Source organism: Pseudomonas sp. MF7453 (assembly GCF_016405455.1).
GTDB classification, from domain to species: Bacteria; Pseudomonadota; Gammaproteobacteria; order Pseudomonadales; family Pseudomonadaceae; genus Aquipseudomonas; species Aquipseudomonas paralactis.
The window spans coordinates 266,993-288,818 of the sequence record NZ_JAEKCN010000007.1 but is presented as its reverse complement, the minus strand read 5'-3'; the positions used below and the strand labels follow the sequence as shown (position 1 = coordinate 288,818).

18 protein-coding genes and 1 pseudogene are annotated in these 21,826 nt (G+C 61.9%); 13 read left to right on the top strand and 6 right to left on the bottom strand.

Going from position 1 to position 21,826, the window contains the following annotated elements; translation table 11 throughout:
• Positions 1–81: 81 nt before the first annotated feature.
• Positions 82–738, bottom strand: a complete 657-nt coding sequence (locus JFT63_RS13665; protein ID WP_057702080.1) for an HAD family hydrolase — start codon at positions 736–738, stop codon at positions 82–84.
• Positions 739–881: 143 nt separating this feature from the next.
• Between JFT63_RS13665 and JFT63_RS13660 the strand changes: the two genes are divergently transcribed.
• Together JFT63_RS13660 and ptsP are read left to right on the top strand one after the other, a co-directional pair.
• Positions 882–1,361, top strand: coding sequence for an RNA pyrophosphohydrolase (locus JFT63_RS13660; protein ID WP_003176750.1), 480 nt, complete (start codon positions 882–884; stop codon positions 1,359–1,361).
• Between the two features lie 22 nt (positions 1,362–1,383).
• On the top strand, positions 1,384–3,663 hold the full coding sequence (gene ptsP / locus JFT63_RS13655) for a phosphoenolpyruvate--protein phosphotransferase (RefSeq protein ID WP_057702081.1): 2,280 nt from the start codon (positions 1,384–1,386) through the stop codon (positions 3,661–3,663).
• A gap of 98 nt (positions 3,664–3,761) precedes the next feature.
• Here ptsP and JFT63_RS13650 read toward each other — a convergent pair whose 3' ends face one another.
• On the bottom strand, positions 3,762–4,508 hold the full coding sequence (locus JFT63_RS13650; protein WP_198844154.1) for an NRDE family protein: 747 nt from the start codon (positions 4,506–4,508) through the stop codon (positions 3,762–3,764).
• A 216-nt stretch (positions 4,509–4,724) separates the two neighbouring features.
• Here JFT63_RS13650 and lgt point away from each other — a divergent pair, with 216 nt between their 5' ends.
• Both lgt and JFT63_RS13640 read left to right on the top strand, forming a co-directional pair.
• Positions 4,725–5,537 carry a prolipoprotein diacylglyceryl transferase gene (gene lgt, locus JFT63_RS13645; protein WP_003195189.1) on the top strand — a complete coding sequence of 271 codons (813 nt, stop codon included), beginning with the start codon at positions 4,725–4,727 and terminating at the stop codon, positions 5,535–5,537.
• A gap of 51 nt (positions 5,538–5,588) precedes the next feature.
• Positions 5,589–6,422: a thymidylate synthase gene (locus JFT63_RS13640; RefSeq protein WP_005792328.1), complete on the top strand. Its 834-nt coding sequence runs from the start codon at positions 5,589–5,591 to the stop codon at positions 6,420–6,422.
• Positions 6,423–6,554: 132 nt separating this feature from the next.
• On the opposite strand, the gene cadR is transcribed toward JFT63_RS13640, so the two are convergent.
• Positions 6,555–6,995, bottom strand: coding sequence for a Cd(II)/Pb(II)-responsive transcriptional regulator (cadR, locus tag JFT63_RS13635; protein WP_020301838.1), 441 nt, complete (start codon positions 6,993–6,995; stop codon positions 6,555–6,557).
• An 85-nt stretch (positions 6,996–7,080) separates the two neighbouring features.
• Here cadR and JFT63_RS13630 point away from each other — a divergent pair, with 85 nt between their 5' ends.
• The 6 genes from JFT63_RS13630 to JFT63_RS13605 all read left to right on the top strand — a co-directional run bounded on the left by JFT63_RS13630 (position 7,081) and on the right by JFT63_RS13605 (position 15,573).
• Entirely contained in the window at positions 7,081–9,369 is a 2,289-nt protein-coding gene (locus JFT63_RS13630; RefSeq protein WP_198844153.1) for a heavy metal translocating P-type ATPase, read from the top strand.
• A 16-nt stretch (positions 9,370–9,385) separates the two neighbouring features.
• Positions 9,386–10,249, top strand: coding sequence for a LysR family transcriptional regulator (locus JFT63_RS13625; protein WP_186561621.1), 864 nt, complete (start codon positions 9,386–9,388; stop codon positions 10,247–10,249).
• A 237-nt stretch (positions 10,250–10,486) separates the two neighbouring features.
• Positions 10,487–11,551: a putative 2-aminoethylphosphonate ABC transporter ATP-binding protein gene (locus JFT63_RS13620; protein WP_198844152.1), complete on the top strand. Its 1,065-nt coding sequence runs from the start codon at positions 10,487–10,489 to the stop codon at positions 11,549–11,551.
• Between the two features lies 1 nt (position 11,552).
• Complete coding sequence (locus JFT63_RS13615; protein ID WP_198844151.1) at positions 11,553–13,265, top strand: putative 2-aminoethylphosphonate ABC transporter permease subunit; 1,713 nt, start codon at positions 11,553–11,555, stop codon at positions 13,263–13,265.
• Positions 13,266–13,286: 21 nt separating this feature from the next.
• A complete protein-coding gene (locus JFT63_RS13610) occupies positions 13,287–14,309 on the top strand; it encodes a putative 2-aminoethylphosphonate ABC transporter substrate-binding protein (RefSeq protein WP_198844150.1) in 1,023 nt (340 codons plus the stop codon).
• A gap of 127 nt (positions 14,310–14,436) precedes the next feature.
• On the top strand, positions 14,437–15,573 hold the full coding sequence (locus tag JFT63_RS13605) for a TIGR03364 family FAD-dependent oxidoreductase (protein WP_198844149.1): 1,137 nt from the start codon (positions 14,437–14,439) through the stop codon (positions 15,571–15,573).
• 27 nt (positions 15,574–15,600) lie between these two features.
• Here the strand turns inward: JFT63_RS13605 and JFT63_RS13600 are convergent, their stop codons facing one another.
• Both JFT63_RS13600 and JFT63_RS13595 read right to left on the bottom strand, forming a co-directional pair.
• Positions 15,601–16,968, bottom strand: a complete 1,368-nt coding sequence (locus JFT63_RS13600) for a DUF3482 domain-containing protein (protein WP_057702089.1) — start codon at positions 16,966–16,968, stop codon at positions 15,601–15,603.
• Complete coding sequence (locus JFT63_RS13595) at positions 16,961–18,340, bottom strand: DUF2868 domain-containing protein (RefSeq protein WP_198844148.1); 1,380 nt, start codon at positions 18,338–18,340, stop codon at positions 16,961–16,963. The genes JFT63_RS13600 and JFT63_RS13595 overlap by 8 nt, the downstream gene beginning before the upstream one ends.
• A gap of 69 nt (positions 18,341–18,409) precedes the next feature.
• Here JFT63_RS13595 and JFT63_RS13590 point away from each other — a divergent pair, with 69 nt between their 5' ends.
• Together JFT63_RS13590 and JFT63_RS30090 are read left to right on the top strand one after the other, a co-directional pair.
• Positions 18,410–18,922 carry a dihydrofolate reductase gene (locus JFT63_RS13590; RefSeq protein WP_198844147.1) on the top strand — a complete coding sequence of 171 codons (513 nt, stop codon included), beginning with the start codon at positions 18,410–18,412 and terminating at the stop codon, positions 18,920–18,922.
• A gap of 13 nt (positions 18,923–18,935) precedes the next feature.
• Positions 18,936–19,022: pseudogene (locus JFT63_RS30090) on the top strand (outer membrane lipoprotein carrier protein LolA); the annotation flags it as partial.
• Between the two features lie 12 nt (positions 19,023–19,034).
• Here the strand turns inward: JFT63_RS30090 and JFT63_RS13585 are convergent.
• The gene (locus JFT63_RS13585) at positions 19,035–20,426 is read right to left on the bottom strand and encodes an L-cystine transporter (RefSeq protein WP_198844146.1); all 1,392 of its coding nucleotides are present in this window, start codon (positions 20,424–20,426) and stop codon (positions 19,035–19,037) included.
• Positions 20,427–20,668: 242 nt separating this feature from the next.
• On the opposite strand from JFT63_RS13585, the gene JFT63_RS13580 reads away from it, so the two are divergent.
• The gene (locus JFT63_RS13580; protein WP_198844145.1) at positions 20,669–21,730 is read left to right on the top strand and encodes a haloacid dehalogenase-like hydrolase; all 1,062 of its coding nucleotides are present in this window, start codon (positions 20,669–20,671) and stop codon (positions 21,728–21,730) included.
• Positions 21,731–21,826: the final 96 nt, after the last annotated feature.

Sequence of the window (21,826 nt, the reverse complement as noted above, 5' to 3'; positions counted from 1 at the left end):
CCGCGTCGCGTTCATCGCAGGCAAGCTCCCACAGGGGAATGCATTCCAAATGTGGGAGCTGGCTTGCCTGCGATAGCGTCATCAGCTGCGCAGTGTAATCACCGGCCAGCCACGCTTTTCAGCCTCCGCGCGCAAATTCGGATCCGGATCCACCGCCACCGGATGCGTCACCTGCTCCAGCAACGGCAAGTCATTCATCGAGTCGCTATAGAAGTAGCTGTCTTGCAGGCTATACCCGGTTTCTTCCAGCCAACGATTCAAGCGCGTCACCTTGCCTTCACGAAAACAGGGTATATCGGTGCTGCGTCCGGTATAGCGGCCATCGAGCATTTCGCATTCGGTGGCGATCAGGGTTTCGACGCCCAGCAACTCGGCAATCGGCGCGGTGACGAAACGGTTGGTCGCGGTGATGATCACCAGCTTGTCGCCGGCGGCGCGGTGCTTGGCCAATAGTTGCGCCGCCAGGGGCAGCATCAGCGGGTCGATGCAGTCGCGCATGAAGTCGCGGTGCCACTCGTCCAGCTGAGCCATCTCGGTGCGGCCGAGGATTTCCAGGCTGAAGTTAAGGTAGGCGGCATTGTCGAGCTTGCCGGCCAGGTAGTCCTGGTAGAACTCGTCATTGCGGGCCTTGTAGGCCACCGGGTCGAGAATCCCGCGTTCACACAGGTAATCGCCCCAGGCGTGATCGCTGTCACCGCCCAGAAGGGTGTTGTCCAAGTCGAATAAAGCCAGGCGCATTGCAGTTACTCGCTGAAAAGTCTGTAAAAAGGCGTCCAGAATACGGTCTTTTCACAAGAGTGCACATAAGGTAAGAAGCCTCGTTGCCGCTGGAACAATCTTTGTGGAACAATGCGGCGACATGCGTTTGCGAGGTTGTTGCCGTGATCGACCCCGATGGTTTCCGTCCTAATGTCGGCATTATTCTTACGAATGATGCCGGACAGGTGCTATGGGCTCGCCGAATCAACCAAGATGCCTGGCAGTTTCCTCAAGGTGGAATCAACCCCGACGAAACCCCTGAAGACGCCTTGTACCGTGAGTTGAACGAAGAAGTCGGCCTTGAGCGCGAAGATGTGCAAATTCTGGCCTGTACCCGTGGCTGGTTGCGCTATCGTTTGCCGCAACGCCTGGTGCGTACCCACAGCCAACCGCTGTGCATCGGCCAGAAGCAGAAATGGTTTCTTTTGCGCCTGATCTCCAACGAGCAGCGGGTGCGGATGGATTTGACCGGTAAACCGGAGTTCGATGGCTGGCGCTGGGTCAGCTATTGGTACCCGTTGGGCCAGGTGGTGACATTCAAGCGCGAGGTTTACCGCCGCGCTCTCAAAGAGCTTGCCCCGCGCCTTTTAGCGCGCGACTGACGACGGAGTTCGACCCCGAGCCATGCTCAATACGCTGCGCAAGATCGTCCAGGAAGTTAACTCCGCCAAGGATCTCAAGGCGGCGTTGGGGATTATTGTGTTGCGCGTCAAGGAAGCCATGGGCAGCCAGGTCTGCTCGGTTTACCTGCTGGACCCCGAGACCAACCGTTTTGTGCTGATGGCCACGGAGGGCTTGAACAAGCGCTCCATCGGCAAGGTCAGCATGGCGCCCAATGAAGGTCTGGTGGGCCTGGTGGGGACGCGTGAAGAACCCCTCAACCTCGAAAATGCGGCCGACCACCCGCGTTACCGCTACTTTGCCGAAACCGGTGAAGAGCGCTACGCCTCGTTCCTCGGTGCGCCGATCATCCACCACCGCCGCGTTGTCGGCGTGTTGGTCATTCAGCAAAAAGAACGCCGCCAGTTCGATGAAGGTGAAGAAGCCTTCCTCGTGACCATGAGCGCGCAGCTGGCTGGGGTTATCGCCCACGCCGAAGCCACCGGCTCGATCCGCGGCCTTGGGCGCCAGGGCAAGGGTATCCAGGAAGCCAAGTTCGTCGGCGTCCCCGGTTCGCCGGGTGCTGCGGTGGGTACGGCGGTGGTCATGCTGCCGCCGGCCGACCTTGATGTGGTGCCGGACAAGACCGTCCACGACATCGAAGCCGAAATAAAGCTGTTCAAGACCGCCCTGGAAGGCGTGCGCGCCGACATGCGCAACCTGTCGAACAAGCTGGCTACCCAGCTGCGCCCCGAAGAGCGTGCGCTGTTCGACGTGTACCAGATGATGCTCGACGACGCGTCCCTGGGTAACGAAGTCAAGACCGTGATCAAGACCGGCCAGTGGGCCCAGGGCGCGTTGCGCCAGGTGGTCACCGATCACGTCAACCGCTTCGAAATGATGGACGACGCCTACCTGCGTGAGCGGGCTTCGGACGTGCGCGACCTCGGCCGCCGCCTGCTGGCATACCTGCAGGAAGACCGCAGCACCAACATGGTCTTCCCTGACAACACCATTTTGGTCAGTGAAGAACTGACCGCCACCCAGCTCGGCGAAGTGCCTGAGGGCAAGCTGGTCGGCCTGGTCTCGGTATTGGGCTCGGGTAACTCCCACGTCGCGATCCTGGCTCGGGCCATGGGCATCCCGACGGTGATGGGCCTGGTGGACCTGCCGTACTCCAAGGTCGATGGCATCGACATGATCGTCGATGGGCATCGCGGCGAGGTCTTTACCAACCCCAGCGACGTGCTGCGCAAGCAATACGCCGAAGTAGTGGAAGAAGAGAAGCAACTGGCCCAGGGCCTCGATTCGCTACGCGAGCTGCCGTGCGTCACCCTCGACGGCCACCGTGTGCCGCTGCTGGTCAACACTGGTTTGCTGGCGGATGTAGCCCGTGCGCAACAACGTGGCGCCGAAGGGGTGGGGCTGTACCGCACCGAAGTGCCGTTCATGATCAACCAGCGTTTTCCGAGCGAGAAGGAGCAGCTGGCGATTTATCGCGAGCAATTGCAGGCCTTCCACCCGCTACCGGTGACGATGCGCAGCCTGGACATTGGCGGCGACAAGTCACTGTCGTATTTCCCCATCAAGGAAGACAACCCCTTCCTTGGCTGGCGTGGCATCCGCGTTACCCTCGACCATCCCGAAATCTTCCTCGTCCAGACCCGCGCCATGCTCAAGGCCAGCGAGGGGTTGAACAACCTGCGTATCCTGCTGCCGATGATCTCCGGCACCCATGAGCTGGAAGAAGCCCTGCACCTGATCCACCGCGCCTGGGGCGAAGTGCGCGACGAAGGCGCCGACGTGCCGATGCCGCCGATTGGCGTGATGATCGAAATTCCGGCGGCGGTGTATCAGGCCAAGGAGCTGGCGCGGCAGGTGGACTTCCTGTCGGTGGGGTCCAACGACCTGACCCAGTACCTGCTGGCCGTGGACCGTAACAACCCACGGGTCGCCGACCTCTACGACTACCTGCACCCGGCGGTTCTGCAAGCGCTGCAACACGTGGTGCGCGACGCCCATGCCGAAGGCAAGCCGGTGAGTATCTGCGGTGAGATGGCCGGCGACCCGGCGGCTGCGGTGCTGTTGATGGCGATGGGCTTTGACAGCCTGTCGATGAACGCCACCAACTTGCCGAAGGTGAAGTGGATGCTGCGCCAGGTTGACCTGGGCATGGCCAAGGATCTGCTCGCGCAGTTGATGACCATCGACAACCCGCAAGTTATCCACAGCTCGTTGCAGTTGGCGCTGAAGAACCTGGGGCTGACCCGCATGATCAACCCGGCCTCGGCCAAAACCCTCTAAACCGAGGCGCCTTCATCGCAGGCAAGCCAGCTCCCACAGGGAACTGCATTCCAAATGTGGGAGCTGGCTTGCCTGCGATGACGTCAGTCCAAGCGCCGTCAGATTTCCAGTTCGACCTCGCCCAGCCGCCCACCGTGCGGGCCAAAGCTACGCTCCACTATCCGCCGCGTCCCGTCGGCATTCACAATCAGCGCCGTACTCGCCCGCGTTCCGTAACTGGGGCTGGCAATAAACACACTCGACAACAGGCTCTCCGTCGCCAATCCCACGCCTGTGTCCGGCAGGTCGGCGAATGGCGCTGTCTGCGGGTCGCTCAGGATCTGCAGCAATGCCTCAGGCTGCGGGTTCTCCAGCGCCGCGCTCAACGCCGCCCTGGCTTTGATCAACTTGGGCCACGGCGTATCCAGCCCGGCATTGGACAGCCCGTACACACCCGGTGCCAGCAGCGTCGGCTCGGTGTCGTTGGCGTTGTAATGCCACAGCTCATCCCGCGTGCCTACCAGCAGGTTAAAACCGGCATATTCAATCGAACGTCCGTTAACATCGGCTAAATAATCATCAACGGGCAGTGATCCACCGAGAAATCGTGCAACCAGCTCGCCGCGGGATTTACGTGCCGGTGGCTGGTGCGGGTCGCGGATATTGGTCAGTGCGGCAAAGCGTCCATCCGTGTTGACTCCCAGCCAGGTACCCCCGGCTTCCTGATCGCGGCCGGCATAGACCTGCGGCGCATCCGGCCACTGGGCCAGCGGCAGGCTGGGGCGGGCGTAGAATTCATCGCGGTTGGCCGCAACGATCAGCGGTTGGGCATGGCCCGGTCGCCAGGCGAAAACAATCAGGCACATCGGGTGACCCCTTTTGTGTTTTTGCCACTCTACCCACAGACGTGCAGGCGTTCCATCGTAACGAAGTTGGGCCGCGCACCTTCCATCCGTTAACATGCCGGGTTATTTGGCGTGTATGTGAACTTCTTGATTTGATCTCGCCGCTGTAACGCAGGCTTAATCGCACATCGGCATGGTCCGGTGCGTCATGACTAAATGTTTTAACGAGGAGTCGCAATGCTGCCTTACCCGCAGATCGACCCGGTGGCCCTGGCCATCGGTCCGCTGAAAATCCACTGGTACGGGTTGATGTACCTGATCGGCATCGGCGGTGCCTGGCTGCTGGCTTCCCGGCGCCTGAACCGTTTCGACCCGACCTGGACCAAGGAGAAGCTCTCCGACATGGTGTTCTGGATGTCGATGGGCGTGATCGTCGGCGGGCGCCTGGGGTATGTGCTGTTCTACGACCTGTCTGCGTATCTCGCCAACCCGACCCTGATCTTCGAAGTGTGGAAGGGCGGCATGGCGTTCCACGGCGGGTTTATCGGCGTGATGATCGCCGCCTGGTGGTTTGGCCGGCGCAATGGCAAGTCGTTCTTCCAGCTGATGGACTTCGTCGCACCCTTCGTGCCGATCGGCCTGGGCGCCGGGCGCATTGGTAACTTTATCAACGCCGAGCTGTGGGGCAAGCCGACCGACGTACCGTGGGCCATGGTGTTCCCGCCGTTCAGCGACCCGGCACAACTGCCGCGCCACCCGTCGCAGCTTTACCAGTTCGCGTTGGAAGGTGTGGCGCTGTTCCTTATTCTCTATATCTTCTCGCGCAAGCCACGCCCAACCATGGCCGTGTCAGGCATGTTCGCGCTGTTCTACGGGATTTTCCGCTTTATCGTCGAATTCGTACGGGTGCCGGATGCGCAGTTGGGCTACCTGGCGTGGGGCTGGCTGACCATGGGTCAGGTGCTTAGCCTGCCGATGATCCTGGCGGGCCTGGGCATGTTGTGGTGGGCTTACAACCGCCCGCAGCCGCTGAAGAACGCCGCGCTTTAAATTCGAATGCCAAGACCAGGAGGTCTTGGCTTCAACGATACGGGTAAAAACATGAAGCAATATCTCGAACTGCTGCACGACGTCGTGACCAATGGCCTGACCAAGGGCGACCGCACCGGCACCGGCACCAAGGCTGTGTTTGCGCGTCAGTATCGGCATAACCTGGCCGACGGCTTCCCGCTGCTGACCACCAAGAAGCTGCACTTCAAAAGCATCGCCAACGAATTGATCTGGATGTTGAGCGGCAACACCAACATCAAGTGGCTCAACGAAAATGGCGTGAAGATTTGGGATGAGTGGGCCACCGAAGACGGCGACCTGGGCCCGGTCTACGGCGAGCAGTGGACCGCCTGGCCGACCAAGGACGGCGGCACGATCAACCAGATCGACTACATGGTGCACACACTCAAGACCAACCCCAACAGCCGCCGCATCCTGTTCCATGGCTGGAACGTCGAATACCTGCCGGACGAGACCCAAAGCCCGCAGGAGAACGCGCGCAACGGCAAGCAGGCGCTGCCGCCGTGCCACTTGCTGTATCAGGCGTTCGTGCACGACGGCCATCTGTCGATGCAGCTGTATATCCGCAGCTCTGACGTGTTCCTGGGCCTGCCGTATAACACCGCCGCGCTGGCGTTGCTGACCCATATGCTGGCCCAGCAATGCGACCTGATCCCTCACGAGATCATCGTCACCACAGGCGACACCCACGCTTACAGTAACCACATGGAACAGATCCAGACCCAGTTGGCGCGTACGCCGAAAAAACTGCCGGAGCTGGTGATCAAGCGTAAGCCTGCGTCGATCTATGACTATAAGTTCGAAGACTTTGAAATCGTGGGTTACGACGCCGACCCAAGCATCAAGGCGGACGTGGCTATCTAACGGCCCATCGCGGTAAAAAACTGTGGGAGCTGGCTTGCCTGCGATAGCGGAGTGTCAGGCGACATCAATGTCGCGGGCCCACCGCTATCGCAGGCAAGCCAGCTCCCACATGGGTTGCGTGTTCGCTTGAGTTTAGTGGCCGTGGCTTCTGCCCACATGCGAAGGCTCGGCCTCGCTGGCCGCAATCGCTCCGCTGACTTCCAACTGCTGCAGGATGCCGCACTGGTTCCCGCCGCCGCAGCGTTGACGCAAGTCCAGCAGTTGCTCCTGTAACGCCAGCAACCCGTCGATCCGCGCTTTCACATGGTGGATATGTTCGTCGATCAACGCATTCACGCTTTCGCACTGGTCCTGAGGGCTGTCGCGTAGCCCCAACAGGCTTCGGATTTCTTCGAGGGTCATGTCCAGGCTGCGGCAGTTGCGGATAAAGGTCAGCCGCTCGGTGTGCGCCTGGGTGTACACGCGGTAGTTGCCATCGGTGCGTGCAGGGGGCGGCAGCAGGTTTTCCTTTTCGTAATAACGGATGGTTTCCACCGGGCAATCGGTGAGTTTGGCCAGTTCGCCGATCTTCATCGCAGCAATCTCCAAATGGGTGCTTGACCCTATAGTGGCTACAGGGTCTTTACTTGGCAACAGGCACCTTTACGGACGCGACCTGATGAGCCATTCCATTCACACCCCGCACAAGCACGACCACGATCACGAGCACGCTCATGACCACGGCCATGATCACAAACATGACCATGGGCCAGCCAAACTCACGCCTGTGGATAACCACGGCCATTCCGGCTCCTGCTGCTCCGGCGCTGCCGGGCCCGCCATAGTGACCTTGAGTGAAGCGCCCACCGCCGGCTCGCGCTTGAGCACCTTCCGCATCGAAGCCATGGACTGCCCCACCGAGCAGACGCTGATCCAGAACAAGCTGGGCAAGCTCGCTGGCGTGCAGCAACTGGAATTCAACCTGATCAACCGCATCCTCGGCGTCACCCATGACCTGCCGAACACGGCGCCGATCATCGCGGCGATCAAGTCCATCGGTATGCAGGCCGACCCGATCGAGGAAGGCAGCCCCGCCGCCGCGCCGCCCGCCAAGAAGCACTGGTGGCCACTGGCACTGTCGGGCGTGGGCGCTCTGGGGGCCGAAGTGCTGCACTTCACGGGCGTGGCACCGACCTGGGTGATCGCGCTGGTGGCGCTGGTGTCGATCCTCAGCGGCGGTTTGACCACCTACAAAAAGGGCGGGATCGCCCTGAAAAACCTCAACTTGAACATCAACGCGCTGATGAGCATCGCCGTGACCGGCGCCATCCTGATTGGTCAGTGGCCGGAAGCGGCGATGGTGATGTTCCTGTTTACCGTGGCCGAGTTGATCGAGGCCAAGTCCCTGGACCGGGCGCGCAATGCCATCAGCGGCTTGATGCAGATGACCCCGGAGCAGGCGACCGTGCGCCAGGCCGACGGTTCATGGCTGGAACAGGAAGTCAAAAGTATAGAACTGGGCGCAATCGTGCGGGTAAAACCCGGCGAGCGTATTGGTCTGGATGGTGAAGTTACCGCCGGTCAGTCCACTATCGACCAGGCGCCGATCACCGGGGAAAGCCTGCCGATTGAAAAGGCTGTAGGCGATAAAGTCTTCGCCGGCACCATCAATCAGGCCGGTTCCCTGGAATACAAGGTCACTGCAGCGGCCAACAACTCGACCCTGGCGCGGATCATTCACGCGGTGGAACAGGCCCAGGGTGCGCGTGCTCCGACCCAGCGCTTTGTCGACAGTTTCTCCAGGGTCTACACCCCGGCTGTCTTCCTGTTTGCCCTCGGTGTGGCGGTGATTCCGCCGCTGTTCATGGCGGGCGTGTGGTTTGACTGGATCTACCGCGCCCTCGTGCTGCTGGTGGTGGCCTGCCCTTGTGCCCTGGTGATCTCCACCCCGGTGACCATCGTCAGCGGCCTGGCAGCAGCGGCGCGCAAAGGCATCCTGATCAAGGGCGGCGTTTACCTGGAGGGCGGCTACAAGCTCGACTACCTGGCCCTCGACAAGACCGGCACCATCACCCACGGCAAACCGGTGCAAACCGATTACCTGCCGCTGTTCCCGAATCTCGAAGACAGCGCGCCGGCCTTGGCTGCCAGCTTGGCATCGCGCTCCGATCACCCGGTCTCCCTGGCGATTGCCAATGCGGCTGTGGATAAAAACCTATCGACTCACGCTGTGGATAACTTCGAGGCCCTGGCCGGGCGCGGTGTGCGCGGCGACATCAACGGCCAGACCTATCACCTGGGCAACCACCGCCTGGTGGAAGACCTGGGCTTGTGCTCAGAGGCGTTGGAAGAAAAACTCTTCGCCCTGGAAAAACAAGGTAAGTCCGTCGTGCTGCTGCTGGACAAGTCCGGCCCCCTGGCGCTGTTTGCCGTGGCCGACACAGTCAAGGAGAGCAGCCGCGAAGCCATTCAGCAACTGCACGACCTGGGCATCAAGACCCTGATGCTCACGGGTGACAACACCCACACCGCCCAGGCCATTGCAGCCCAGGTCGGTATCGACCAAGCCCAGGGCGACCTGTTGCCCACCGACAAGCTGCAAGCCATCGAAACCCTCTACGGCCAGGGCCATAGGGTGGGCATGGTCGGTGATGGCATCAACGACGCCCCGGCCCTGGCTCGTGCCGAGATCGGCTTCGCCATGGCCGCGGCGGGCACCGATACCGCCATCGAAACCGCCGACGTGGCGTTGATGGATGATGATTTGCGCAAAATTCCGGCTTTCATTCGGCTGTCGCGGCAAACGTCGAGTATCCTCAAGCAGAACATCGCCCTGGCGCTGGTGATCAAGGCGATCTTCCTGGCCGTCACGTTTATGGGCATGGCGACCATGTGGATGGCGGTCTTCGCCGACATGGGCGTGAGCTTGCTGGTGGTGTTCAATGGCCTGCGCCTGTTGCGCAAATAGAGGATGAGAGGGTGGTGTGCTGAGTGCTGAGTTAAAGGCGTTTTTCATGGTCGCCCGCCTGGGCAGCATCACCCAGGCGGCGAAAAAACTCGGCCTGAGCCAGCCCACGGTGACCACCCAGATCCGCAACCTGGAGAGCCAGTACGGCGTTGAACTGTTTTACCGCGGCGGTCGTCGCCTGACGGTCAGCGACGAAGGCGCGCGGCTGCTGCCGATGGTCAAGGCGCTGTTGCAGCAGGAAGCGGATATCGAGTTTTTCCTGCGCAACAATGGCCAGGTCCAGGGCGCGCTGCGGATTGCCGCGACCGCGCCGTATTACATTCTCGACCTGGTCAAAGCCTTTCGTGAACGCCTGCCGCACGTGGAAGTGTCGGTAGAAATCGGCAACTCCCAGCAGGTGCTTGAGGCGCTGGATGATTACCGCGTCGATGTCGCGGCCTCTTCGCAATTGTTGGACGACCCGCGCCTGATCCGCCGTGTACTGGGCACCGACCCACTGGTACTGGCGGTGCATCGTAATCACCCGTTGGCCAGGCTTGAGCATGTGTCGTTGAGTGCGCTGGCCGGGCATACGCTGCTGATGCGTGAAGCGGGCTCAACCACCCGCAGGCTGACCGAAGAAATGTTGAAGAGCGGCGGCGTGGGGTATGGGCCGTTGCTGGAGATTGGCAGCCGTGAGTCGATTCGCGAGGCGGTGCTGCGCAATATCGGCATCAGCATCATCGCTCGCCAGGAAGTGCCCCATGACCCGCAGTTGCGCGTGCTGACCATCGAGAATGCGCCGCAGATTCCGGAGTATCTGTATTGCCTCAAAGAGCGTAAAAGTGCGCGGCTGCCGGCGGCATTCCTTGGTCTGGCTCAGGAAATGTCACCCCTCTGAACATGGATGGCGGCTTTTAAATGGCCATCGCAGGCAAGCCAGCTCCCACATTTTGATGTGTGAACCTATTCAAGTGTGGGAGCTGGCTTGCCTGCGATAGCGGACCATGAGTCACCCATCTCCTTGAGTCCTACACAAATCCACCAATACCACTATCACCTGCTTTTGCCTTTCTGCCACACCCGCTACGCATTGCCCCCCTAGCATGGCCTTCATCCGTTCGATGAGGTGCCTTGCATGAACACAGCCCTGACCCAACCCGGCGCGCCCATGAAGGTGCGCGGGATCCAGAAACGCTTTGGCGCCTTCACCGCGCTGGACAACGTGTCCCTGGACGTCGCCGCCGGCGAGCTGGTGTGCCTGCTGGGCCCGTCCGGCTGCGGCAAGACCACCTTGCTGCGCTGCATCGCCGGCCTGGAGCGCCAGGACAGCGGTGAGCTTTACCTGGGCGAGCGCGACGTGTCCCTGCTGCCACCCCAGGCGCGGGACTACGGCATCCTGTTCCAGTCCTACGCGTTATTTCCCAACCTCAGCGTTGAAGCGAACATCGGCTATGGCCTTACGGGCAGCGGCCGCGATGAAGTGCGCAAGCGTGTCGCGCAGATGCTGGAGCTGGTCGGCCTGGTCGGCAGCGAAAAGAAATACCCCGGCCAACTCTCCGGCGGCCAGCAGCAGCGCGTCGCTCTGGCCCGTGCATTGGCGCCGGCCCCTTCGTTATTGCTGCTGGATGAGCCGATGTCGGCCCTCGATGCCCGCGTGCGCGAGCATTTGTGCACTGAGCTGCGCCAATTGCAGCGGCGCCTGGGCATTACCACCTTGATGGTGACCCACAACCAGGACGAAGCCATGCTGATGGCCGACCGCATTGCCGTGATGAATAACGGCAAGGTCGAGCAGTACGCCACGCCTCAGGAAATCTACGACCGCCCGGCGACGCCGTTCGTGGCCGAGTTTGTCGGCCAGGGCAACTGGTTGCCGTTCAGCCGCAGCAGTGCCAGCCATGCTCAGGTCGGCGGGATAAATATGCGCCTGGCCGACGATGCCGGTGTGGCCGCATCCGGTCGCCTGTTCTGTCGCCCCGAAGCGATCAGCGTCAACCCGACGGTGCATGAAGAAAACCTGTTCCCGGCCAGGGTCCGCGAAATTACCTTCCTGGGCAATCGCTGCCGCATGAGCTTTGAGCTGGAACAGTTGCCGGGCCATCCGTTGCTGGCCGAGCTGGCGCCTGAAGCCATGCCGCGCCTCGGCGCCCAGGACATCTGGGTGGCCTTGCCGCCGCGCAGCCTGCAGGTGTTTGCCTGAGATGGCCGCGGTCATGACATTGCCGGTACCGCGTCAGGTGTCCCGCGCCGAGTGGGGCGACCGTCTCTTTGTGGTCGGCGGCAAATGGCTCTGGCTCTGCCTGTTGGTGGTGGCGGTGCTGTTGCCGCTGCTGGCGATCTTCTGGCGCGGTTTCAGCAGCGAAGCCGGGCAGGGCGGTGGCCTGGTGGCCGCGCGGGAACTGCTGAGCAGCGCCAACTTCCACTGGTTGCTGGGCAATAGCCTGAAAGTTTCCCTCAGCGTGGCGGCCATCGTCGTACCGCTGGCCTATCTGTTTGCCTACGCGCTGCAACGTACGCTGATCCCCTGCAAGGCGGTCTGGCGTGGGTTGTCGTTGCTGCCGTTGATGGCCCCGTCGATGCTGCCGGGCATTGCTCTGGTCTATCTGTTCGGCAACCAGGGCATGTTGCGCGGCTTGTTCTCGGACAATATCTACGGTTTCTGGGGCATTGTGCTCGGTGAGGTGATTTACACCTTTCCCCATGCCTTGATGATCTTGCTCTCGGCGCTGTCCCTGGCGGATGCGCGCTTGTTCGACGCCGCTTCGAGCATGGGCGCCAGCCCGGCCCGGGCATTTCGCAGTATCACCTGGCCGGCCACGCGCCAGGCAGTGTTCGCCGCGTTCTGCCTGGTGTTCACCCTGACCATCACTGACTTTGGTGTACCGGTGGTGGTCGGTGGTGATTACCAGGTGCTGGCGCTGGAAGCCTACAAGGCGGTGGTCGGCCAGCAACAGTTCGGGCGCGGCGCGTTGATCGGCATGGTGTTGCTGCTGCCGGCACTGTTCAGCTTTGGCGTGGATGCCTGGTTGCGTCGTCGGCATGGCGACTCGATGAGCGGTCGCGCGCAGGTGTTCCAGCCCGCGCCATCGCGGCTGCGTGACGGTTGCTACCTGGCCATCGTGCTGCTGATCTGCGCGGTATTGCTGTTGGTGTTCGGCATGGCGGTGTATTCCTCACTGGTAAAGTTCTGGCCGTACAACCTGTCGCTGTCGCTCAACCATTACCAGTTCGAAGACACCGCCGGCGGCGGCTGGCTGGCCTATCGCAACAGCCTGACCATGGCGCTGTGCACGGCGTTGATTGGCAGTGTGCTGATCTTCACCGGCGCCTACCTGATGGAAAAAACCAAGGGCCAGAAAAACCTGAACCTGGCGCTGCGTATGCTCAGCTTCGTACCGATGGCGGTGCCGGGCCTGGTGCTGGGCCTGGGGTACGTGTTCTTTTTCAACCTCAACGGCAACCCGCTGCACGTGTTCTACGGCAGCATGGCGTTGCTGGTGGTGTGCACCATTGCGCACTACCTGACCACCGCGCAGATGACCGCGACCACCGCCCTGCGCCAACTGGACGCCGAGTTCGAAGCGGCGGCGTTGTCACTCAAGGCGCCGTTGTACCGCCACTATTGGCGCGTCACGGTGCCGATCTGCCTGCCGGCGCTGCTGGATATCCTGCGCTACCTGTTTGTGTCGGCGATGACCACCGTGTCCGCTGCGATCTTTCTTTACAGCCCCGACACCATCCTCGCCGCCGTCGCCGTGCTGAACATGGACGACGCCGGCAACGTGGGCGGCGCGGCGGCCATGTCGACCCTGATCCTGTTCACCTCAGTCGGCGTCTCGCTGCTGCTGGCGTGGGCCTCACGTGGCGCGCTGCGTCGCTCCCAAGCCTGGCGCCAGATCGCGCCCGGCCAATAAACATCCTGAAGGAGGTGCTCCATGTTCAAGCCCCTGGCGCTGGTCGCTGCGGTACTCACGGCATTCAGCCTGAATGCCTTCGCCAAGACCGAATTGACCGTGTACACGGCCCTTGAAGCCGAGCAGTTGAAGACCTACAAAAAAGCCTTCGAACAGGCCAACCCCGACATCGAGATCAAGTGGGTACGCGACTCCACCGGCATTATCACCGCCAAGCTGCTGGCCGAAAAAGACCGCCCCCAGGCTGACGTGGTGTGGGGCCTGGCCGCCTCCAGCCTGGCGATCCTCGACCAGCAAGGCATGTTGGACAACTACGCGCCCAAAGATCTGGACAAGATCGGCAAGAACTATCGCGACCCCGCCAACCCGCCGGCTTGGGTGGGCATGGACGTGTGGGCCGCGACCCTCTGTTTCAACACCGTCGAAGCCCAGAAGCAGGGCTTGACCAAACCGGTGAGCTGGCAGGACCTGACCAAGCCTGAATACAAGGGCAAGATCGTGATGCCCAACCCGGCGTCCTCCGGCACGGGCTTTCTGGATGTGAGTGCCTGGTTGCAGACCTTCGGCGAGAAGCAGGGCTGGCAGTACATGGACGACCTGCACCAGAACATCGGCCAGTACGTTCACTCCGGCTCCAAGCCGTGCAAGCTGGCGGCGTCCGGTGAGTTTCCGATTGGCATTTCCTTCGAATACCCGGCGGTTCAGCTCAAGCGTCAGGGCGCCCCGCTGGAGATCATCCTGCCCAAAGAAGGCCTGGGCTGGGAGATTGAAGCCACCGCTGTGATCAAAGGCACTGCCCATGCCGACGCGGCGAAAAAACTCGCCGACTTCTCTGCCAGCACCGCGGCGATGGACCTGTACAAGGAAAACTTTGCCGTGCTCGCCCAGCCGGGGATTGCCAAGCCGCAGACCGAGTTACCGGCGGACTATGAGCAACGGTTGATCAAGAACGACTTTGCCTGGGCGTCGAAGAATCGCGACAGCATCCTGGCCGAATGGCGTAAGCGTTATGACGGTAAGTCGGAGAAGGTAGCCGGTCAGTAGGACTTTCGTTAGGGCTGATGGCCGCAATCGCAGGCAAGCCAGCTCCCACATTTTGATGTGTGAACCCGTTCAAGTGTGGGAGCTGGCTTGCCTGCGATTGCGGCCTCAAGGACAGGAACATCATGTCATGACACAACACAGCGATTTACTGATCGTCGGCGCCGGCATCCTTGGTCTCTCCCACGCCTATGCCGCCGCCAGGCGCGGCCTCAAGGTCAAGGTGTTCGAGCGCACCGCCACGCCATTGGGCGCCTCGGTGCGCAACTTCGGCCAGGCGCTGGTCACCGGTCAACCACCAGGGCCAATGCTGGAGCTGGCGCGGGAAAGCCGCGAAATATGGGGCCATTGGGCGCAAGCGGCGGGCCTGGCGCTCAAGCGCAATGGCTCCTACCTGTTCGCCCGTACCGAAGCCGAAGAGCATCTGCTCGAAGCCTTCTGCGCCGGGCGTGCCCGGGAGCACGGCTATAACGTGGAGTTGCTGCAGGGCGCTGTCATGAACGACCTGTACGCGGGCCAGTTCCGCCATCACCGCGCCGCGTTGCATGGCAAGGATGACCAGCAGCTGTACTCCCGTGAGGCGATCCCGGCGCTGATCCATTACCTGAGCCAGCACCTGAACGTGGAGTTCCATTTCTCCACGCTGGTACGCGACGTAGAGCCGGGCCAGCTGCACAGCACGGCCGGCAGCTTTCGCGGGGAGCAGATCGTTATCTGTTCAGGCCACGACTATCAAACCCTGCTGGCCGAATCCATCGCCCCGCTCAACCCGCACACCTGCCGCTTGCAAATGCTGCGTGCGCGGCCGGTGCTTAATCTGAACCTGCAACACGCCCTGCTCACCGGCTTGAGTTGTGTGCATTACGGCGCTTTCGCCGACCTGCCGGAAGCCGCTGCGGTCCAGGCGCAGATCCTGCGCGAAACGCCGCATCTGCAGGAGCATGGCATTCACCTGCTGATCAGCCCCACGCCCCATGGCGAACTGATCATCGGCGACTCCCACCATTACGACAGCGACCCGTCGCCCTTCAATGCCGAGCAGATCGATGACTGGATGATCGAGCTGGCCGAACAGACCCTGGGGTGCAGCATCCAGGTGGTCGAACGCTGGCAAGGCGTCTACGGTGCACGCGGGCCGGGGCCGTTTTCGTTTGTGCAGGCGGCACCCGGCGTCAGTGCTGCGTTGATGCACACCGGCGTGGGCATGAGCGTGGGCCCGGCGCTGGCCGAGCGCAATATCCGCATGTTGTGGGGTGAGGCCTCATAAACCTGGAACACGCAGGTATTTTGTAGCTCAGGTCTGGTCCAGGCGCTGGGCCAGGGCTTCAACCTGCTCCTGGCGCTCGGCCTGGCTCAGTTTCGCGTGGGGGTTCAAGGATGACCATTGTGGATAGGCGCGGGCCTTGTGCAAGGCGTCGGGCAGTTTGCCTTCGCGCCAGGTTTTGTCCTGGGGCGTGTCGACCTTGATGCTGTGCATCGCCGCATGGCCGCGCAGGTTCAGGGCCTTGAGCAGTTGGCGTTGGCGCAGGGCGAGCAGGCGCAATACGCTGTCGTCGACGGTCAGCTCGCGCTGGCCCTTGATCTTGCCGAGCAGGCGACTGCCGTAGCTGCGTGCGGTTTGCAGGGCGCCACCGGCGATAGCTCCGGCCAGGGCAGCAGCGCCAAGGGTCAGGCCGCCGACCAGCAGATCCACGCCAGCACCGGCCGCAGCGCCCGCGGCGATCCCGCCGCCGACCCGCACGCCAAGCTGCTTGAGGGTCTCGGGGTTGAACAAGTCATCGCCCCAGCGACCGTCGAGCAACGGTAGGTCACTGGCGGCGGCATCCTGTGGGCGAAAGCCGAACAGTTTGAGCAGGGCTTCGACGCACTTTTGTTCGCGTTGGCGCACCGCTTTGCGCAGATCGCCGATGGCTTGCTGTTCATCTTCGGTAACGACACTGCGACGGCAGGCCGCGCAGTCGATCAACAATTCGGCGATCAAGCGGGCGGCGCTTTGCTGGCGGGCCAGGCGTTGGGCCTCTTGATCAAGGATCAGGCGTTCCAGCTGCGGGCGGGAGTTTTCCAGCAGCAGGGCGAGGCTTTCGTACAGACGTCGTTCACCGTCTTCCGGCGGCGCCACGCTGTCAAAACGCACCAGCGCGTGCAGGCCGAGGCGGGCCAGGGCTTCGCGCCAGTCCGGCTCGCGCTGGTCGCTGCTGGTGACGAAGTTGAGCACCGGTAACAAGGGTTTGCCGCAACTGGCCAGCACTTGCAACTCATCGCGGTACTTGGCCAGCACCGGCTCGCGGGCGTCGATCACATACAGGCCGGCGTCCGAAGCCAGCAATTGGCGCAACACCTTGGCTTCCTGTTCGAACCGTTGACGGGCTTCGCTGCCTTCCAGAAAACGCGCCAGGCGCGCGGGCCCGTCCAGGCGTTCGCCGGGGCGGTCCAAGCGCTCCAGATAGTCGAGCAGGGCGATGGCGTCTTCCAGGCCGGGCGTGTCGTACAGCTCCAGCAAGGCTTCGCCATCCACCGACAAGCGTGCGCCTTCGACGTGCCGCGTGGTGCTGGGGCGATGGGAGACTTCGCCGAAGCCCACGTCACGGGTGAGGGTGCGCAGCAGTGAGGTCTTGCCGACGTTGGTGTGGCCGACCACGGCGAGTTTCAGCGGTTTAGTCATGCCCGGTCTCCAGCCAGTTCAACGGCGCGCAGTCGGCAAACGGCAGCTCAAGTTGTTGCAGCGCAGTGTGCCAGTCACCCAGGCGCTCGGCGTCCAGCGCCTGGCCCGGCGGTGCTTGCAGCAGCCATACACGAGTGGCGGTTGCGCTGCGCGCCAGTTCGGCGATCAGCGCCAGACTGCCGCGATCCGGCGAGCGGCGTGGGTCGCAAACGATAGCCAGGCGCGCCGGCGGGAACCGGCTGAGTTGTTCCAGCAGTTTGTTGCGTGATTCGCGGCTGTCGAGGATGCCGGCGTTTTTAACGTTGCCGGGCAGTTTTGGTGGCCAGGGCTGGTGATCGTCGAGTTCGATGGCCACCAGCAAGGCGCCGTCGCTTTCCATCTCGCTGACGCCGCCGCTGACGTGGTACAGCTGTTCGGGCGCGGCATCGTTGACCCCAAGCCGTTCGCTGCTGGGCATCAGGCGTTCGCGCAGTTGGGCGTAGCCAGGCAGGTTGAGATCCAGGCGCAACGCTGCGCGCCCGCGTTTCCATCGCCACAGGCACAGCAAGGCAAGGATCAACCGCGGCAGCAGGCCGTAGACCAGCAACACGCCCACCAGCCAGGCCGCCCAGGCCTGGCGGGCGCTTTCGATATTCAGCGCGGAGTCGCCGCTGGCGCGGATCATCTCCACGGTGGGCACATTGAAACCGAGCAGAGCCGGGAGTGTGCCGAGGGCCTGGGTCACGGCGACAAACGTATCGGCGCCGAGAATGGTGGTTTCCCACACAAAGCCGTAGCGACGGGTGGCGAGCAGGGTCAGCAGAATCACCATGGCGCTGAGCAAGGCCAGCAGCCACAGGCTGTTGACCAGCACACCCACCGCCCAGCGATTGAGTTTTTGCCGTTGCAACAACAGCAGTAGCGCGGGTGCCAACTGTGCGGCCTTGGCGTCACGCGCCAGTTTCTCGCTGAGCCACAACCACAGTCGCCCAAGGCTGGCGCTGTGTTCGCCGGCAAACAACAGGCCCAGAGCCCAACTGATCAGCAGGATCAGGTTCAACCCCAGCAGGCTACCCAGGGCCCAGAACACGTTCACCGGCGTCAAGCCATTACCCAGCGCAGCAAACGCCAGCCCGGCGCCGCTGATCACAGCCACCACTGCCAACAACACCAGCGCCAGGCGTGCGCCTTGCAGCCAGCGTGTGAGGGCGCCGGTCAGGCCGTCGCGCCCCGCCAGGTGCAGGGCGCGCTGCGTAATGCGTGTCGACAGGTCGCCCCCGGCCGTACGGGCCAGGCGGTTGGCTTCCAGGTCTTCCAGGGGGCCTGCGTGTTCTTCACGCAGGCGCACGGCTTCTGTCAGCCAGAGTTTTTGCAGCGGGTTCAGTGCAGTCACGCGCTGTCCTGTTGTGTTGATGAGGTTGGAGCATAACCGCTGACTCGCGGCTCTGGTATTCTCGTCGCCATGAAAAAAACTCTTCCTTTAAGCCTGATCGCAGCCCTCGGTGAAAACCGCGTGATCGGCGTCGACAACAGCATGCCCTGGCATTTGCCGGGGGATTTCAAGTATTTCAAGGCCACCACGCTGGGCAAGCCGATCATCATGGGGCGCAAGACCTGGGACTCCCTGGGTCGACCGCTGCCGGGGCGCTTGAACCTGGTGGTCAGCCGTCAGACCGATCTGAGGCTTGAAGGTGCGGAAGTTTTTCCCTCACTTGAAGCGGCGGTAGAGCGGGCTGAGGCGTGGGCCAAGGCCCAAGGCGTGGACGAGCTGATGCTGATCGGCGGCGCGCAGTTGTATGCGCAGGGGCTGGAGCAGGCGGATCGCCTGTACCTGACGCGGGTGGCGCTCAGCCCGGAAGGGGATGCGTGGTTTCCAGCGTTTGATATGAACCAGTGGAAGCTGGTGTCGAATGTCGAGAATCCGGCCGAAGGTGATAAACCGGCCTACAACTTCGAAGTGTGGGAGCGCAACTAGTGTAGGAGCGAGCTTGCTCGCGAAGATCGTCAACGATGACGCGGGCATTCTGAATGAACGCGGCGCCCTCAGGTTCTTCGCGAGCAAGCTCGCTCCTACAGGTTATAAGCCTTTATGCCTGCGCTAACTCGGCATGCTCATCGGCATCCAGCAAGGCCTTATCCGTCTGCCCCATGATCTGGCTGGTAATCGCCCCCGCCGTCATCGAACCATTCACGTTCAACGCCGTGCGGCCCATGTCGATCAGCGGTTCCACGGAAATCAACAGCGCCACCAGTGACACCGGCAAGCCCATGGCCGGCAGCACGATCAGCGCGGCAAAGGTCGCACCGCCGCCGACGCCGGCAACGCCCGCCGAACTCAAGGTCACAATCGCCACCAGGGTCGCGATCCACAGCGGGTCCAGCGGGTTGATGCCCACAGTCGGGGCGACCATCACCGCCAACATCGCAGGGTAAAGACCGGCACAGCCGTTCTGGCCGATGGTCGCACCAAACGAGGCGGCGAAACCGGCGATGGATTGCGGGATGCCCAGGCGACGGGTCTGCGCTTCAATGCTCAGCGGGATGCTTGCAGCGCTGGAGCGGCTGGTGAAGGCGAAGGTCAGCACCGGCCACACCTTGCGGAAGAAGCGCAGCGGGTTGATCCCGGCCAACGACAGCAGCAAACCGTGCACCACAAACATCAGGCCCAGGGCCAGGTACGACACCACCACGAAACTGCCCAGCTTGATGATGTCTTGCAGGTTGGAACCGGCGACCACTTTGGTCATCAGCGCCAGCACACCGTAGGGGGTCAGCTTCATCACCAGGCGCACCAGGCGCATGACCCAGGCTTGCAGGGTGTCGATGGCGTTAAGGACTTTCTGGCCTTTTTCCACGTCGTCCTTGAGCAGTTGCAGCGCGGCAACCCCAAGGAATGCGGCGAAAATCACCACGCTGATGATCGACGTCGGTTTGGCCCGGGCCAGGTCGGCGAACGGGTTGGCCGGCACGAACGACAGCAGCAACTGCGGGATATTCAGGTCGGCGACCTTGCCCGCGTAATCACTCTGGATCACTTGCAGGCGCGCCATTTCCTGAGTGCCGGCCACCAGGCCCTCGGCGGTGAGGCCGAACAGGTTGGTCAAGCCGATGCCGATCAGCGCCGCGATGGCCGTGGTGAACAGCAGCGTGCCGATGGTCAAAAAGCTGATCTTGCCCAGGGACGAGGCGTTGTGCAGGCGCGCCACGGCACTGAGGATCGAAGCGAACACCAGCGGGATCACGATCATTTGCAGCAACTGCACATAGCCATTGCCGACCAGGTCAAACCAGCCGATGGAGGCTTTTAGCACCGGGTTACCGTCGCCATAAACCGTATGCAATGCCGTACCGAACAGCACGCCCAGCACCAGGGCGAACAGGACCTTCTTGGCGAGGCTCCAGTTAGTACGGCCAGTTTGTGCCAGGCCCAGCAACAGGGCCACGAACACCAATAAATTGAGAATCAGGGGCAGATTCATTGAAGCTCCGTTGAGAAGGCAGCCAATCGCGTGAGCCTGCGATTGCGAACCGGGAAGCCTAACAGCTTGAAATATATTGATTTAATACCGATATGGAATGGTAACTGTCGTTTTTGGAATAAGGGTTTGACGCTCAGGCGTATGCCCTTGGCGTGATCACGACGTCCTGGGTCGTGCTCGGGCGATAACTGTCATACGGATTTGTTAGCGTCGATGTCTTTCACTTGAGGGAGACAACGCCTATGAAGCTCGCGCCGAAACTATTGGTATCCGCCGCCTTTTGCCTCGGGCTTGCCAGCCAGGCGTTTGCCGCCACCGAGTTGAAACACTGGCCGGCACCTGCCGCCAAACAGCTCAACGAAATGATCGCCGCCAACGCCAACAAGGGTAACTACGCGGTGTTCGACATGGACAACACCAGCTACCGTTACGACCTTGAAGAGTCGCTGCTGCCGTTCATGGAAAACAAGGGCCTGATCACCCGCGAAACCATGGACCCTTCGCTCAAGCTTATCCCCTTCAAAGACACCGCCGATCATAAGGAAAGTCTGTTCAGCTACTATTATCGTCTGTGCGAAGTCGACGACATGGTCTGCTACCCCTGGGTTGCGCAGATTTTTTCCGGCTTCACCCTCAAGGAACTCAAAGTGCAGGTCGACGAGCTGATGGCCTCCGGCAAGCCCGTGCCGGTCAGCTATTTCGAAGGCGACGTGGTGAAAAAATCCGAGGTACAGCCGCCGAAAGTCTTCACCGGCCAGGCCGAGCTGTACAACAAGCTGATGGAAAACGGCATCGAGGTCTATGTGATGACCGCCGCGTCCGAGGAGCTGGTGCGCATGGTCGCGGCTGATCCGAAGTACGGCTACAACGTCAAACCCGAGAACGTCATCGGCGTGACCACGATGCTCAAGGACCGCAAGACCGGCGAGCTGACCACCGCACGCAAACAGATCACTGCCGGCAAGTATGACGAGAAGAGCAACCTCGGCCTGGAACTGACCCCTTACCTGTGGACCCCGGCGACCTGGATGGTCGGCAAGCACGCGGCGATCCTCACCTATATCGACGAGTGGAAAAAACCGGTGATCGTCGGCGGTGATACACCCACCAGCGACGGTTACATGCTGTTCCACGATGTGGACGTTTCCAAGGGTGGCATCCACTTGTGGATCAACCGCAAAGACAAATACATGACCCAGCTCAACGGCATGATCGCCAAGCACGCGGCGGCTCAAGCCAAGGAAGGGTTGCCGGTGACGGCGGACAAGAACTGGGTGATCGTCAAGCCGGAAGATATCCAGTAAGACCGAGTCACCTGCATCGCAGGCAAGCCAGCTCCCACCGTCGACCGCATTCTCATGTTGGGGCGCGGTCAACTGTGGGAGCGGGCTTGCCCGCGA